The sequence below is a fragment of the Bacillus sp. EU52 genome (genome assembly GCF_037964975.1).
In the GTDB taxonomy this organism is placed as follows: Bacteria; Bacillota; Bacilli; order Bacillales; family Bacillaceae; genus Bacillus; species Bacillus subtilis.
On the sequence record NZ_CP150177.1, the window covers coordinates 1,862,820 to 1,878,099 of the forward strand.

Genomic DNA, 15,280 nt, shown 5'->3' on the forward strand with positions numbered 1-15,280 from the left:
ATGAGACATAAGACTTCACAAAAAAATCTGAGTATCGTCGATAAATATCATAAAAAAGCCCCCGGTATGTCGCCAGGGAATAAATAGACGTTTAAGAGATTTAGTGATGTTTTTTATATGATTCGACAAAATCATAATAATAATGATCATCGTCATCATAATACTTTTTTTCGTAATGATAATCGTGATCATCGTAATACTTTTTATCATGGTCATCATACTTTTTGTCGTAATCATAATGTTGTTTATCATGATCATAATACTTGTCGCAATCATAATGCTTCTTATCATTGTCGTAATACTTTTTGTAATATGTTTTTTTCCAAGTGTAATACTCTTCTTTATATTTTTTATAATAACCCAATTAAATTCCTCCTTTATGTTATTCGAATTTAATTTATGAAGTTTAAATGATATGGTATGGTCAAATGAAATAAGAATAGTAAAAAGAGGCTGTTTAAAACACTTTCTGAAAAACAAAACGGATAGCTGTTTATGAAAATAAGAGCGAGAGAGAGCACTCAATCACTGTAAAATAATAGTAAAGTGTATAGAGAAGATTAGTAAACGTAAAAAGGGACTTTCTCATTGAAGAATATTTGAACGTTATGGTTAAGATTCAAGAGCTCTATAATGTGATTTTTCACACTGCTTCTGAAGGATTTAAAGTTAGACGTCAAAAAGCAGCAAAATCGGTCAGAAACAGATCATATAAGGAATGAAACGCTGCCAAATATCATAAAAAAGTTGTTAATGATCAAATGAATGAAATTAGAGAGAATTTATTTTAAAGAAAGCCCAATTGCACATGGACAAATGACAATTGATATTGAGGTAAAATACAATGCATTAAATCAGAAAAAGCTATTGGAGGATTTAATGTGTTTAGACAATTTCCAATTTGGTATACACAAACACCTGACTATTTGAATTTTTATGTACCGCAATATCAAACCATTTCGTATAATCCTCAACAATGTTATCAACGGTGTATGTACCAAACTGGCGGTAACTATGAGCTATGTGACAGACTATGTTATGGAGAAATACAGGTGTAAAAGAGGGGGGATTAACTCCTCTTTAAACACACAGTGAGTGGAATAAGATCCTCACTTTATCTGCAAGTGCTTAGTATTTGCGATAATATTGCATTCGTAATAAATTATGCTTAGCAACTGAAAATGAAAGAAGGATATGAATAGTCATGACGCAATTCGATAAACAATACAATTCAATTATAAAGGATATTATCAATAATGGAATCTCAGACGAAGAGTTTGATGTAAGAACCAAGTGGGACTCAGATGGAACACCGGCACATACTCTAAGTGTAATCAGTAAGCAAATGAGATTCGACAACTCAGAGGTTCCGATTTTAACGACAAAAAAGCTTGCCTGGAAAACAGCCATTAAAGAGTTGCTCTGGATTTGGCAGCTGAAATCTAATGATGTTAATGATTTAAACAAGATGAGCGTACATATTTGGGATCAATGGAAACAAGAAGACGGCACCATCGGACATGCATATGGATTTCAGTTGGGGAAGAAAAACAGAAGTCTAAATGGAGAAAAAGTGGATCAGGTAGACTATCTTCTTCATCAATTGAAGAACAATCCATCTTCACGCAGACACATTACAATGCTGTGGAATCCTGATGAATTAGACGCAATGGCCTTAACGCCATGTGTATACGAGACACAATGGTACGTTAAACATGGGAAACTCCACCTTGAGGTAAGAGCACGGAGCAATGATATGGCATTGGGAAATCCATTCAATGTATTCCAGTATAATGTGTTGCAGCGCATGATTGCTCAAGTGACTGGTTATGAGCTTGGTGAATATATCTTTAACATTGGGGATTGCCATGTGTACACACGTCATATAGACAATTTGAAAATCCAAATGGAAAGAGAACAGTTTGAAGCACCTGAACTATGGATCAATCCTGAAGTGAAAGATTTTTATGACTTTACCATCGATGATTTCAAGTTAATCAACTATAAACATGGGGACAAGCTTTTATTTGAGGTAGCGGTTTAATGCTGCCTTTTTATTGTTATTTTTCAGAATATAAGCTGGCATTAGGCTAAAAATGAAGAAATTTCTTCTTCATATTTCTATAAACAAATAGTAAACAAAATTGGAGCCCAACGCGAAACAAAAGGATTGTTAGAAGCGTTGGGTTCTCTTAGTACAAGTGAACAACGATTGCGTGGTCTGAAAAATTAAACGAACGATATGAAAAGGCCATTGGTTTTATAAGGTGTTAATTCCTCCTATTAATATCATAAGGCTCAAGAAAATTGTAATGAAAAGAAAAGCCCATACTATAGCTGTAAAAGGATTGTTGAGTCCCATCCTTTCTTTCCAATTTATATTAGTGGATCGATTGGTTTTGTATTTTATTAACTGGATACATAAGATCACATTAAAAAAAACTGAAATAACAAGAGCTATAATTAAATAAAGGTTCATTTTCATCAACCTTTCTAGGTTTTTTAAACACTTGAATAGCTTAATTGTAAACCTAATACTAACATATACATATTTCACCTTAAAAGACCAGCATCGTGCAATGAATACAATTACTTTGTGCAGTTCTAGGTTATTTGTTTTTATTATGAAACTTTTTGGTCCCTGGCTAAAATTCAACTTAAAAATGAAAAGATTGAAATTATCCATGATTGTGTTTCTGCGATGGATTGCCTTAAAATTTGGTAGGGATGAACAAGCACTATATTAAATAATACTATACCAATGAATTTCTATTAGAAAAATTCATAATATTTTAAAATAACCATTTAAATATATTTCTAGAAATTGTATACTTATATGGTACTAAATGAATACATAGAAAGGACTGTTGTCGATGAAAAAAGTTTTTTGTAAGTTAGCCATTAGTTCTATAGCTCTATTTACCCTATCTCTTCCTAATGGCAATGTATTAGCTGCTGAAAAAGGGGAAGAAAAACCTGTCTCAATTAAAGGCGTTGAGTCACAAGTGCATACTGTATTTGCAAACGAGACAACTGGGGTAAAAAGCAACTTAGGAGGAGGGGAGTTTACTGCGCAATTTGTGAATGATTTTCGTAATGTTAAGATGAATGTAAAAACATATAAAAGCTGGTCTAGCTTTAAAAGAGTTTCTGATAATATAGCAACGGGGAGTAAAGGAGGATCTATTACTGCAAACAAAACAGTTACTTTTACAACAACTGTCAGCGGATCTATAAGTGGTTTAGGAATATCCACTGCAGGCTCTGTAGCTAGTTCTAAAGGATACACTCTAAATGTTGGAGCGAATAAAAGAGTCTATATGGCATATAGAGTTAGGTATAATGTAGAAGAAGGGTACAATTGTCGTAAGGATATAGTTACTGGTAAATGTGTATCAAAGAAAAAATACGTAGTTAAAAAACCTATGTATGGAGAATATGCACTGAAAAACTATTAATTTTATATAAAAAAGATTAGCTATAAAAGCTAATCTTTTTTATTAAGAAGAAAATATCCTAATTTTGAAACGAGATACAAAGTGAAAGCAATCATTAATGTTCTCGATATAACAATTCCATGAATAGCCAAATCATATCCAGCAGGTATCAAAGCTTTTGTATTAAACATAAAATACATTGATACCAGAAGAGCAATAATAACTAAAATAATTCCAAAAAGACCTATTTTTCCGTATTTCATACAAATTCCACCCTATATTAAAATATGATAAATAACCAAAGGAGCTGAAGATTTCGATAATTCACTTTACAATCATCAAGCAATGACCAACATTGAACCTCTGTTGGTGTAATTGTCAACTTAAGCTTCAAGTTAGTTATTTTTGTAATTAAAAAATAATTGAAAGCCCCATAAATAAGGGGCTTTTAATTTATGTAGTTCTATAGTAATTGAATTAATCATACCAAAGTTATTTCAAAATTTCAACTTTTGCTTATGATGTTTTTATCATCGAAACAAAAATGTCTTAATTCTAACGCTGTTCAAATAAAGTTTCATATAAAAAGGAAGTACTACTATTCGTAAATCTATATAGGGAGTGGATTCCGACACGGTTTTTTATGGAGATGGAAAATTAATTATAAAACCGCCAGACAATGCTGGCGGCTTTTTGCTGCTTCGTTTATTTATTAACAGAGATCGTAACGTTATTTCCTGCAACTGAAACCTTTGCGAAATCCTGTGTATCTACCACAGGAGTGACGGCTTTATTGTCGATTGTGATGTTGTTAAAAGATGTCGAAAAGGTTGCTTTGATCGCATCACGCTGGCTTTCATACGAAACAGCCGCGGTAGCAAGGGTTTTCCATTTTGAAATCGTGCCGATGTTGGTTCCTTGAATTTCTGTGATAATCCGTCCGGTGTAGCCGTCATTGTTCGTTCCCCAAAGGGTCATGCGCGTATTGCCGCTTAAATTTTTATAGATTGTCATTTGGACTGTGCTTCCAGGGCGGAAGCCTTTATTGTATGTGAATTTGTCTTTTCCTTCGATGTACGTTTCTTCATTTTTGGACCCAACCTTCATGAGGGGCTTCCAGACGTTGTATTGTTTGCTGTACTGAAGCCCGATATCGGCTTCAGTTCCGCTTGTTGCCCTAAAGCCAGAATAAATATAGGGAGTAGAGACCGAGTCGTTGTTTTTGACAGTTTCAGGAAGCGTGATTTTAGCTGTAAAAATGGCGCCCGTACTGTTCAGGTAGACACGGCCGCCGATTCCGTTAGGCAGCTGGGATGCTGCTTTTGCGACTTGAGCGTCTGCCGCGGGTAAACCTGGTATACCTGATGAAAGGGTTCCGAAAAGAACTGCTGTTCCTACTGCACCTGCAATCAATACTTTTTTCACCAAAATTCCCCCTTTTGATAGTGGTTTCGCCATTTATTATACCTTATTTTGGAACTGGATTTACGTATATAAATCGACAAAATATTTCATTTTGAATGATGTAAGGTCGAAACGCTTCGCCAATCTGAAAGCTATATACCTTTATCAGAGGAAAGAATGAGATCACATTTGTTTTAACCGATTTGAAATTTTCCTCAAAATAAAAGTACAAATGCTTAAAGAAACGATTATTAAAAGAATGCCCGCTATCGTTTCCCAGCCTGTAAAAAAGAGGTGACGTTTCATCAATGTCTGTCCTTGTAAAATGACAAAAGCACAGATACCGACTAAGAAAAGAAAACAAATACTTAGGATTGCTAACGCTTTACGTGAGTATGTTTTCATTTCATCTTTAAAATACAGCAATACGAAAACAAAGCAGATAACATTGGCTATTGTTCTTATCACCTCAAAGCTTTTCATGACAATTGATATAAATAGACAAAGTAAAATGAGATAAAATACGATGTTTCTATACAAAAAACCTCTCCTTTTATGTATGATCCTCAAAGAGTTTATAAAAGTTTCTTTGTAACTGCAATAAACTGAATGCGCTCACTTATGAACTAACTAAACTATGTACTAAATATTCATTATTCTTTTTTAGACTCAGTTACCAAGGTTTTCATAGAAAGGGAAGCTTCAAAAATATACATATAGTGCATAAACAAAAAAGACCCGGCAATAGCCGGGGGAAAGTAAAAACGAGGAGATGTTAATGGCGTTTAGTAGTGTTTTTTATGCTTTTTATACTCTACAACATAATCATAGTCTTTTTTATCGTGATCATAATATTTTTTATCATAGTCATCATATTTTTTGTCGTAATCACAGTCATAATATTTTTTATCATAATGGTCATAGTCTTTTTTATCATATTCGTAATACTTCTTATAATACGTTTTTTTGACCGTATAATACTCTTCTTTGTATTTTTTGTAATAACCCATATATACTCCTCCTTTATTTTTACTACGCTTTATTATACGGCGAGTAGATTTTGCGGCTTGGACAGTTAAAATCATAGAAGGAAAAAAGGGCTGTCCAAATGATAAAAAAAGACAGATGACACAGAAACAAATCAAAATAAAGAGCCGATTTTTCATCGGCTCAAACGATTTATCCTACATTTGTTTATCTTCTTTGTTTTCTGAGTCATTTTTTCTGATATCCTGAGTCAGTCCGCTTGTTGCTTGTTTAAATTCTGATAAGGCTTTTCCTGCTGCACGGCCAAGCGCCGGCAGTTTATCAGGCCCAAATACTAAAAAACCCACAAACAAAATAACGAGTATTTTTGTGAAGCTTAATTCCATATCCTTTTCCCCCTGATTGAAGTACAACCTTTTAAACAAATTATAAGAGATAGCAGTACAAATGGGAATGCATTTATTTTGAACATTTTAAAACCAGACAAAGACGGATTCATAAAACGGCTGCTGCTGAATATAATGTCCAATGCCACCTGCCTAAGAAGCAGGGAGGCAGGCTGGATCAATTATGTAGCTCTGCCGGAAATGATACAAACGTATCTGCGGCTATCATTGAAATAGAGGAGTGGTGTAGCTGATGAGATTCACTAAGGTAGTTGGATTTTTGTCTGTTTTAGGGTTGGCTGCGGTTTTTCCATTAACGGCACAAGCAGAAAAAGCCGGAACTGCGGGGGCTGGAGAGTGGGATAAGTTGGGGACTTACACATATACTTACTCAAGTCCGACGGTATACTCGACCGGAGGAGATTTTAGAGTGTGCCTTTCAGGAAGCACTCCTTTTTCTGTTTCACTGCACTTATATGAGGATGATCCCGGTGACAATCCTGATGATTATGTAGGGGCAAACTATTTTTCACCCGGAGAATGCCATACCTTTGGCAGTATTGGAAAATTTGTAGATGGGAGCAATAACAAGGCCGAGTTCTTTGTTACCGATTACTCTGGTAAATCTAAAACTGTTACGTTTTATGATTGATGGACTCAAATTGTGAAGTATAACCCTTGGGAAAGAACAAAAAAGAGAGATACCTCTCTCTTTTTTATTCTTCGACAGCCTTACGAAGCCGTTCATTTACAATGCCAGTCCAGCCGCCATCCATCTTACCGCGAACGACGGAGCTTTTCTCGTTTGCTTTGCCGATCACTTCATTCGGCTCTTTCCAGCCGCTGTGAATAAGGGTAAACCCTGTCTTTTTCCCCAAGTCTTCTAATTGAAAGGTAACGACCCATCCTTCTGTATCCCATTCAAAAGAAAGTTCAGTTGGAGCTTGAACAGCCAAAACTTTACACGGGGACGGCCCAAACGGCGATTGTAAGTGAAATTCTTGTCCTTCTTTGAGCTGAAAGTCATTGGGCATAAACCACTTGGCAATGCCTTCTGAAGTAGAGACTGTCTCCCAGACTTTCTGAATGGGAGCCTCCAGGGTAATGCTTTTTGTAATATCCGGTAATGCATTTTCGTTGTTTTGAGCCATTTCGTTTACCTCTTGACATATGATGTTTTTTTCAATTCAATCATATAATAACTAATAAGATCATGTCCATAGCGTGCATTATTTATGCTAGAGCTGCTGTTGAACAGCGTGTCAGTTGCCAATCTGATCTGTGAATGGGAGAATTCTGCATGCACGAGAAAGAGAGATGTGTATGTTGTCATTTCGTTCATGCTTGTTTGCTCAGCCGCAACTGTTATGTTTAAACTGGGATTCCTGTTCAGCCAATTTATTTTGCGATTTTTGATTTAATAGTAAATGAGCCATTTTCTAAAACAGGAGGTTTTTTATGCTTGGAAAAATCAAAGCAGCCATTGATAACAGTCCAGGGAAGCCGGCCAGAATTTTAGTTAGTGAAAAAGCGTTTCAGCAATTAGAGGAAGAAATGCGCTTTGTTTACGTTTCCAAACCGAAAACGATAATGGGGATTCCTGTGGAAGTTTCAGATCAGGCAGAAAGCTTCAAGCTGGAATTTTAGTTTATCCCAGACTGCTAAAAGGCTCATTTTGTGTTTAATAATGCAAAATGGTCAGGTTGATTTCTTTAAAAGCATGATGAACTGTTCATCATGCTTTTTTTATTGAGAAAAAAGACGAACATAAAAAATAGGTATACGGGAAAAATAATCCTATTAGAGAGAGGGGAAATGACAGATGGATAACATGATATCAACACTTACTGATTGGAATGTGTGGTTTCAAGCGTTAGTAGTATTTCTCGTTCCATATGTAATCTATAAAGTGTTTACTTGGATTCATGTATAAGAAGGTGCAATGATGAGGTGGCGGAGCAATCAGTACAAAACACAGAAGCAGCATAAATCAGATCATTCAACAGCTGAAAAGGATCAGGATGTGTTAACCGGTAACATCGGATACGATTTAGAACATGTAAAAAGAAAAATAGGACATAACGGGGACGTTCATTTCCGTGAGCTTGAAATCACTCATTTACATGTGAAAGCGGCATTGATCTTTGTTGAAGGACTGTCTGATCAGGATTTGATTAATAAAGGATTATCAGTGTTAGTCATGAATCAACCTAATCAGGTAAACGATGAAATTTCTCAATCCGGCAAAGGTATTTTAACTTCGAAACAGATAAAAAATCAAATCGTATCAATCGGTGATGTCATAGAATCAGAGAAAATCAGTGATATCGTGTTGAATGTTTTCATGGGTTCGACAGCGCTTCTCATTGATGGAATACCGCAGGCGTTTCTTCTGGGAACTGTAAAAAAACAAAATCGAAGTATCGAGGAGCCGCTTTCAGAAGCGCTTGTCAGAGGGCCGCGCACAGGCTTTACAGAAGAGTTGAGTACGAATACAGCTCTTTTGAGACAGCAAGGAAAAAATGATCAATTAACATTGCAGAGATTTGAAGTAGGAACACGATTAAAAAAGGATTTAATTATCGCTTATATGAATGACATTGCAGATCCAAAAGTAGTCGAGGAAGTAAGAAAAAGAGTGAGAGGGATTGAGATCGATCATTTGCCGGAGTCAGGCTACGTTGAACAGTTAATTGAGGATAATTATTTGAGCCCGTTCCCGCAAGTACAGAGTACAGAACGTCCTGATCGCGTCATAAGCGGATTAATGGAAGGAAGAGTAGCCATTCTGCTTGACGGCACTCCGTTTGCTTTGATTGTTCCAGTCACTTTCAGCATGATGCTTCAATCGCCTGAAGATTATTATGAACGGTGGTTCCCGAGCTCGCTCATCAGATTGCTGAGGTTCATCGCAGCAATGATAACGTTATTCGCACCCGCTTTATATATATCATTTATTTCTTTTCATCCTGGGTTAATTCCGACCAAGCTGGCGATTTCAATTTCCGGGACGCGCCAAGGTGTTCCGTTCCCATCTCTGATTGAAGCCTTATTTATGGAAGTCGCGATTGAAATTTTAAGAGAGGCGGGGCTTCGTTTGCCAAAACCGATTGGACCCGCAATAGGCATAGTGGGCGGATTAATCATCGGGGAAGCAGCTGTGCAGGCGGGGATTGTCAGTCCAATCATGGTCATTGTTGTTGCGCTCACAGCAATTTCTTCATTTGCCATCCCGCATTATAGCACAGGTATAGCACTTCGGATGCTTCGGTTTGGCGCGATGTTTTGTGCGGCGGTGTTTGGATTGTTTGGAGTCATTATGTATTATCTGCTGCTAAGCAGCCATGTCGTAAAGCTAAAGAGCTTTGGTGTGCCATACGCAAGTCCGGCAGTGCCCTATCACTTAAAAGATTGGAAAGACTTTGTTATCAGAATGCCTCTTTTAGTCATGAAGCGCCGGCCTAAAATGATGAATACAGATAATACAAAACGGGTGAAGTGATGAACTCGACAGGATGGTGATAAAGTCTCATGTTCAGCCCAACCAGTAAAATCACAACCGCTCAGGCAACGATTATCATCATTAATTATATGCTTGCTGCCGGAGTTCTTACGCTCCCTCGGACAGTAACAGAACAAACACAATCTCCTGATGGATGGATTTCAGTTTTATTAGGCGGGGTCCTAGCGGTAATAGCCGGGATGATGATAGTTAAATTAAGCCAGCAGTATCCTAAGGAGACCTTTTATGAATACTCCCGACATATTGTAGGAAAATGGCTCGGGCATCTGATCAGTATTGTTTTTATTACTTATTTTCTGGCACTCGGTGCATTTGAAGTCAGAGTCATGTCCGAAATCGTGGATTTTTTTCTCCTCGAAGGGACACCGTCTTGGGCCATCATTATGACAGTTCTTTGGATTGGGCTTTATTCAATTACACAAGGCCTAGATCCGATTGCACGGCTTTTTGAAATGATTTTTCCGATTACGGTCATCATCTTTTTAACGATAGCCCTCATGAGTTTAGGCATATTTGAGATCAACAATTTGCGCCCTGTATTAGGTGATGGAATCATGCCGGTTCTTAGAGGTGTAAAGACAACGAACCTTTCATTTACATGTTCAGAAATTATGTTCATTTTAGTAGCATTTATGAAAAAGCCGAAAAATGCGGTGAAAGCAGTTGTGATCGGGACAAGCGTTGTGACCAGTTTTTATATGATTACGATGATTATGGTCATCGGTGCACTATCAGTTGAGGGAGTTGTGACGAGAACATGGCCGGGGCTTGACCTGATGAGAAGTTTTGAAATACCTGGTTTAATATTTGAACGGTTTGAATCATTTCTGCTTGTGATTTGGATTATGCAGCTTTTTGCCACGTTTATTATCACTTTTTATGCAGCTTCCCTGGGAGTCTCACAAGTTTTTAAAAAGAAACCCCTTTCATGTATGTTTGGGCTGCTTCCTGTTATATATATCCTCTCTTGCATGCCGAAAAATGAAAATGACGTCTTTATATTAGGCGATACGGTCAGTCATATCGCTTTGTATATATTTGGCGCTTTGCCGATTTTGCTGTTAGTCATTTCGAAATGGAGGAAAAGAGGTGAAAAGTAAACTAAAACGTCAATTGCCTGCTATGGTCATAGTATGTCTGCTGATGATTTGCGTAACAGGATGCTGGAGCAGTCGGGAAATAGAAGATCTGGGTCTCACATTCGCTATCGCAATTGATAAAGGAAAAGAAACGAACACTGAAAAAGAGTTAAAAGAAGAGGGCGGGAGCTATCCGAAAAAAGACAACATTACGCTGACCTATCAATTTGTTAATGAAAAAGCGGCAGGCGCGGGCACAAGCGGGGGAGGCGGTAGCGGACAAGGAGCGCAAAAAGCGTACATTAATATAAGTGAAACAGGGGATTCATTACAGCAGATCGGAAGTGAGGTTGCATTAAGACGGGACCGAGAAGTGTTTAGCCCGCATTTAAAAGTTGTTGTCATGAGTGAAGATGTGCTGCACACATTTCCTATCGACGAAATGCTGGATCAATTTTTTCGTGATAATGAAATCAGGCTGAGCTGTCTTGTTTTATCTGCTAAAAGGGAAGCAAGAGACGCTCTCCAGCTGAAAGAGAACGGAGAAATCCCGGCTTTTCGGCTGATTGGATTAGGTGAAAATGAACATAAAGTTTCCAGAATACTTCCCCCTATGACACTCGCGAAACTAATTGGAAAACTGCATTCTGGCAGCAGTTTTTTACTGCAAAATGTGGTTGCGGCCAATGGAGCGGTCAAGTATTCCGGAGCAGCTGTAATCAACGGAAAATCGAAAAAAATGATCGGCACTTTAAATGAATATGAAACTGAGGGGATTACATGGATTAGAGGAGAAGGGAAAGGCGGAGTTGTCAAAAGTCATGATAAAAAGAGCCAACAGACGTTAGCGTACGATATCAATAAAATCAAAAGCAAAATTCAGCCAATCGTAAAAGGGAAAGATATTTCATTCCATGTCGATATTGAATCAGAAGGCGATTTGGTTGAAAACTGGAACACAAAAGAGGCGTTGGACACCCAGTTTATAGATCGTCTCGAAACGACTATTGAAAACGAGGTAAAGAAAATAGTTGGTCAGGTATTAAAAAAAATTCAGCATGATTATAAAGCAGATGTTGCGGGTTTTGATGAATCTTTTAGACTTACATATCCTCACTTATGGAAAAGGGTGAAAAATAACTGGGATGACACCTTCAGTAAAGCCGACATCACATACAGTGTGAACGTCACAATTACTCATTTCGGCACGGTTAAAACTCAGTAATGAATCCCAAGGAAGAGAAGGAAACCTCTCTTCTCTTTTTTATGCATTTTTTAGGATAAAGATACTTTTTTTGGAGAGATATACACTTTTCCTTTTCGAATCGACCAATATGCTAATATAGGAATTGCTTGAAATAGAAGGGAGAAGGGGCTGTGAGGCAGAAACCGATTTATGTAGAAATCGAAATGAAATCTGATCTGGATACACTCTGGGAATATACACAAAACCCATCACTGCATAAGGAATGGGATCTCCGGTTTTCAAATATTACGTATTTGAATAGTCAGCCATGCGAAAAACAGAAGTTTCTTTACGAAACAAGGGTAGGCTTTGGATTAAAGGTGTCAGGTACAGGAGAAACCGTCGGTGTTTTCAACAAATGTTCATCTGAAAGGTCTTCTTCACTGGCTTTTGGCTCTAATCATCCGTTATCTCTGATTCGGCATGGAAGCGGCTACTGGAAGTATATACAGAGAGAAAATGGGAAAATGACGTTTTTAACAAAGTACCAATACAAAACAGCCTACGGACTGCCGGGAAGATGGATCGATCGTTTATTATTTCGACCGCTGCTTGGCTGGGCGACTGCCTGGAGCTTTGATGCATTAAGGCTTTGGGTAGAGCAAAATAAACATCCGAAGCGCTTTATTCGATCCGCTATCATCTATGTGTTCATGTGTCTGTTTTTCAGCCTGTTTTGGTTCTATCAAGGCTTTGCAGGTGTTGAGACAAGCATATTGGCAGGAACAGCGGAGATAGGCTTAGCTATTTTGTGGCTGATTCCTTTAAAAAGAAAATGGATCATTCATGGTGTCCAGGCTTGTATTTTTGCTGGGTTTGCTTGTCTAGGTTCCGAAATATTCATGTGGGTTCTATTGAGTGTGTTTTCCGCTGCAAGCGGCGCTCTTAGCCTGCAGCTCCCCAGTGCCAGGCGCACAAAACGAAAGAGAAAGAAGTGACATTGTGAGTTCGATTTATGAAAAATCAATTATTAACTATCATTTGCTGCATCCCAAGCTGCAGAAACGGTACCAATTAGACGGGTCTCATACATTCAGCGGGACGGGAACGATGTCAGAAATAAGCGGAGGCTCTTTTCTGGTTAGAATGCTGTTAAAGCTGGGTGTTTTTTTCAGATGCTTCTTTTCAGAAAGAGGCAAAGACATTCCATTTACAATACAAAATAGAACTTGTCTTTTGAAATCGCAACATACAGGAATAGAATGGAATCGTACATTTTTCTTTAAAGGCAAAAAACGTTTCTTTGATGCGTTAATGATATATGACGAGAAAGAAAATAGAATACTTGATTTCTTCGGCAAACCTCATCTGCTGCTGTCTGTTTTGACGTTCGAGGCATCTCATGACGGCTCTCTTACGATCACATCGGGAAAGCAATGGCTATTAATATGCGGAAAAAGAATCCCGCTGCCGAAATGGCTGACCGGTACATCCGTAGTTTGCGAAACGTTTGATGAAAAAAAGAATTGTTTCACCATTGAAGTGCATGTGCAAAATACAATTCTTGGCACTCTTTTCTTTTATAAAGGAACGTTTCAGGAGGAAGAGAGAGAATCATGAAACGAAATGGCATAGTCAGTGCGCTTTGTTTTATTGGATTTCTTGCAGCAGAAGCACCGGATATTTCAGTGGCAGAGGCACTCGTTTTGTTATCCATTCTATTTTTCGTGCCGGGAATTTTTCCTTTTGTTTTTCGTCAATCTCCGGTTCGTGCTGCTCAGTTTATGGAATATGGGCTAATCCAGTGGTATCCGGCAGCCGCATTCTTTGCGGTGCTGGCTCTAGTGACGGAGGTTGGGGGTTTCGCACTTATCTGGTGGATGTACACAGTTTTTATTGCATTGTATGCGATCCTCCGCCTTTGGGAAACAAAGATACATAGAATCGAAGAGACATCAGTTTTGTTCGGCCTTATTTATTTGGCGGGAGGAGGATTTTGGTTTTTTGCTTATGCTGCCCATTTGCAGATCATGCAATTTGGCCCTCTCATCATTTTGCTGACTGCTGTCCACTTTCACTATTCTGCTTTTCTGATCCCGATCTTCAACGGTTTACTCGGCAGAACCATTAGAAAACATCGGATGTTGTACAGTTGGATAACATGGGTGATTTTGCTTTCGCCCCTTCTTATCGCACTGGGCATCACATATTCAAAAACACTTGATGTCATTGCGGTTAGCATTTATATGGCGGCGATTTATCTTCATGCATTTTTGGTGTTCACGGCAGCTTTTCGCACCAAGACGGGGACATTTCTTATTCGGCTTTCTTCCGCTGTTTTAATGATAACGATTGCTTTCTCGATGATTTATTCATTTGGTGTATTTCGGCAAGAAGTTACATTGACCATCAATCAGATGATTTGGATTCACGGTTTTGTCAATGCGTTTGGTGTTATCTTGCCCGCTCTCATAGGGTGGAGAATAGAGGATGCGAAACCTTTTGATGCAGACAGTGTAAAGACATTCAGCCGTATCTACGGAAAAAGAAAGATTGGAGAAGAATTTTTAGCTAGTATTCAAGCTGAAAATAACGCTCGGTACAGCGGACTTGTGGATGATATGGGCAGCCTGCGTTCAAAAGATTTTTCACCAGAAAAACTGGCGCCGCTCATTCTTTCGTTTTATGAACAAACCATCGAATACAATATTAAAGCAAAAGTAACATGGAGCACGTGGTTTCGGCCGCTTGCAATTATTTACGAATGGTTCAGCAGAAGAATCGGTCAAATACATCTTTCGACGAACCCTGACTGGTATAGGATGTACAGCAAGATAAGAGGTGTTCATTCTAAAAAAGACGGAAGGGAAAGAGTACGTGCCTGGATTAGAACAAATGAAAAAAACGAAACCATTTTTACCGCTCTTTATTCAGTGTATCGTTCAAATGGAGAGGGGTATATGAATATTTCTTTACCGCTTCCATTCAGCAGCATGACAGGTGTTTTAAAACCATATCATCATCAGGAGAAGCTGGTTTTAACAAGCAGCCGGAGAAAAAGCAGAGCGGGGGATGAGGGGATTTATCTGCAAACAAGAGCGGGAACTTGTCCGCTTCCTTTATCTGAAACCTTTCTGATAGAAGCTGCACATGACAACAAATTAACCGCTGTTCATCATATGTGGCTGTTTGGATTAAAATTTCTAACTGTTCATTACAGCATTACACATATTAACCAGCCTATTGAAAGAACCTAACACAAAGAAGAAGCTTCGTCT

Annotated in this window: 18 protein-coding genes and 2 pseudogenes; 13 read left to right on the top strand and 7 right to left on the bottom strand. The window is 38.1% G+C overall.

The genetic code is table 11. The features are described 5' to 3' along the window. Positions 1–100 precede the first annotated feature (100 nt). On the bottom strand, positions 101–364 hold the full coding sequence (gene cotU / locus NSU05_RS09360) for a spore coat protein CotU (protein WP_038429022.1): 264 nt from the start codon (positions 362–364) through the stop codon (positions 101–103). Positions 365–765: 401 nt separating this feature from the next. On the opposite strand from cotU, the gene NSU05_RS09365 reads away from it, so the two are divergent. From NSU05_RS09365 to NSU05_RS09375, 3 genes are all read left to right on the top strand, one after another. Beyond that, the gene (locus NSU05_RS09365; RefSeq protein WP_003231643.1) at positions 766–930 is read left to right on the top strand and encodes a hypothetical protein; all 165 of its coding nucleotides are present in this window, start codon (positions 766–768) and stop codon (positions 928–930) included. A gap of 274 nt (positions 931–1,204) precedes the next feature. After that, a complete protein-coding gene (locus tag NSU05_RS09370; RefSeq protein WP_038429023.1) occupies positions 1,205–2,044 on the top strand; it encodes a thymidylate synthase in 840 nt (279 codons plus the stop codon). 829 nt (positions 2,045–2,873) lie between these two features. Continuing rightward, entirely contained in the window at positions 2,874–3,458 is a 585-nt protein-coding gene (locus NSU05_RS09375; protein WP_038429025.1) for a hypothetical protein, read from the top strand. A gap of 29 nt (positions 3,459–3,487) precedes the next feature. Here the strand turns inward: NSU05_RS09375 and NSU05_RS09380 are convergent. The 5 genes and pseudogenes from NSU05_RS09380 to tatAC form a co-directional block, all read right to left on the bottom strand. Continuing rightward, positions 3,488–3,679, bottom strand: a pseudogene (locus tag NSU05_RS09380) (hypothetical protein); the annotation flags it as partial. A 463-nt stretch (positions 3,680–4,142) separates the two neighbouring features. Continuing rightward, a complete protein-coding gene (locus tag NSU05_RS09385) occupies positions 4,143–4,865 on the bottom strand; it encodes a YrpD family protein (RefSeq protein WP_128474266.1) in 723 nt (240 codons plus the stop codon). A gap of 159 nt (positions 4,866–5,024) precedes the next feature. Further along, on the bottom strand, positions 5,025–5,381 hold the full coding sequence (locus NSU05_RS09390; RefSeq protein ID WP_038429028.1) for a YoqO family protein: 357 nt from the start codon (positions 5,379–5,381) through the stop codon (positions 5,025–5,027). Positions 5,382–5,626: 245 nt separating this feature from the next. Next, complete coding sequence (locus tag NSU05_RS09395; RefSeq protein WP_038429029.1) at positions 5,627–5,851, bottom strand: hypothetical protein; 225 nt, start codon at positions 5,849–5,851, stop codon at positions 5,627–5,629. Positions 5,852–6,025: 174 nt separating this feature from the next. Next, complete coding sequence (tatAC, locus tag NSU05_RS09400; RefSeq protein ID WP_003231634.1) at positions 6,026–6,214, bottom strand: twin-arginine translocase TatAC; 189 nt, start codon at positions 6,212–6,214, stop codon at positions 6,026–6,028. 71 nt (positions 6,215–6,285) lie between these two features. On the opposite strand from tatAC, the pseudogene NSU05_RS09405 reads away from it, so the two are divergent. Both NSU05_RS09405 and NSU05_RS09410 read left to right on the top strand, forming a co-directional pair. Further along, positions 6,286–6,451: pseudogene (locus NSU05_RS09405) on the top strand (hypothetical protein). Between the two features lie 16 nt (positions 6,452–6,467). Next, positions 6,468–6,866: a hypothetical protein gene (locus NSU05_RS09410; protein WP_009967329.1), complete on the top strand. Its 399-nt coding sequence runs from the start codon at positions 6,468–6,470 to the stop codon at positions 6,864–6,866. A gap of 64 nt (positions 6,867–6,930) precedes the next feature. Here the strand turns inward: NSU05_RS09410 and NSU05_RS09415 are convergent, their stop codons facing one another. After that, on the bottom strand, positions 6,931–7,365 hold the full coding sequence (locus NSU05_RS09415) for an SRPBCC domain-containing protein (RefSeq protein WP_038429030.1): 435 nt from the start codon (positions 7,363–7,365) through the stop codon (positions 6,931–6,933). An 84-nt stretch (positions 7,366–7,449) separates the two neighbouring features. Here NSU05_RS09415 and NSU05_RS09420 point away from each other — a divergent pair, with 84 nt between their 5' ends. The 8 genes from NSU05_RS09420 (at position 7,450) to NSU05_RS09455 (ending at position 15,259) form a co-directional block, all read left to right on the top strand. Beyond that, a complete protein-coding gene (locus NSU05_RS09420) occupies positions 7,450–7,635 on the top strand; it encodes a hypothetical protein (RefSeq protein ID WP_082200949.1) in 186 nt (61 codons plus the stop codon). Between the two features lie 37 nt (positions 7,636–7,672). Next, complete coding sequence (locus NSU05_RS09425) at positions 7,673–7,861, top strand: hypothetical protein (RefSeq protein WP_003231626.1); 189 nt, start codon at positions 7,673–7,675, stop codon at positions 7,859–7,861. Between the two features lie 295 nt (positions 7,862–8,156). Further along, complete coding sequence (locus NSU05_RS09430; RefSeq protein ID WP_082200950.1) at positions 8,157–9,716, top strand: spore germination protein; 1,560 nt, start codon at positions 8,157–8,159, stop codon at positions 9,714–9,716. A gap of 29 nt (positions 9,717–9,745) precedes the next feature. Then, positions 9,746–10,837 (top strand): spore germination protein, encoded by a 1,092-nt coding sequence (locus NSU05_RS09435; RefSeq protein ID WP_038429032.1) that lies wholly within the window; start codon positions 9,746–9,748, stop codon positions 10,835–10,837. Next, positions 10,827–12,041: a Ger(x)C family spore germination protein gene (locus NSU05_RS09440; protein ID WP_038429033.1), complete on the top strand. Its 1,215-nt coding sequence runs from the start codon at positions 10,827–10,829 to the stop codon at positions 12,039–12,041. Before NSU05_RS09435 ends, NSU05_RS09440 begins: the two co-directional genes overlap by 11 nt. A gap of 152 nt (positions 12,042–12,193) precedes the next feature. Next, the gene (locus tag NSU05_RS09445; protein ID WP_038429034.1) at positions 12,194–13,000 is read left to right on the top strand and encodes a hypothetical protein; all 807 of its coding nucleotides are present in this window, start codon (positions 12,194–12,196) and stop codon (positions 12,998–13,000) included. Positions 13,001–13,004: 4 nt separating this feature from the next. Then, positions 13,005–13,622 carry a DUF4166 domain-containing protein gene (locus NSU05_RS09450; RefSeq protein WP_038429035.1) on the top strand — a complete coding sequence of 206 codons (618 nt, stop codon included), beginning with the start codon at positions 13,005–13,007 and terminating at the stop codon, positions 13,620–13,622. Beyond that, complete coding sequence (locus NSU05_RS09455) at positions 13,619–15,259, top strand: YndJ family protein (protein WP_038429036.1); 1,641 nt, start codon at positions 13,619–13,621, stop codon at positions 15,257–15,259. Before NSU05_RS09450 ends, NSU05_RS09455 begins: the two co-directional genes overlap by 4 nt. Positions 15,260–15,280: the final 21 nt, after the last annotated feature.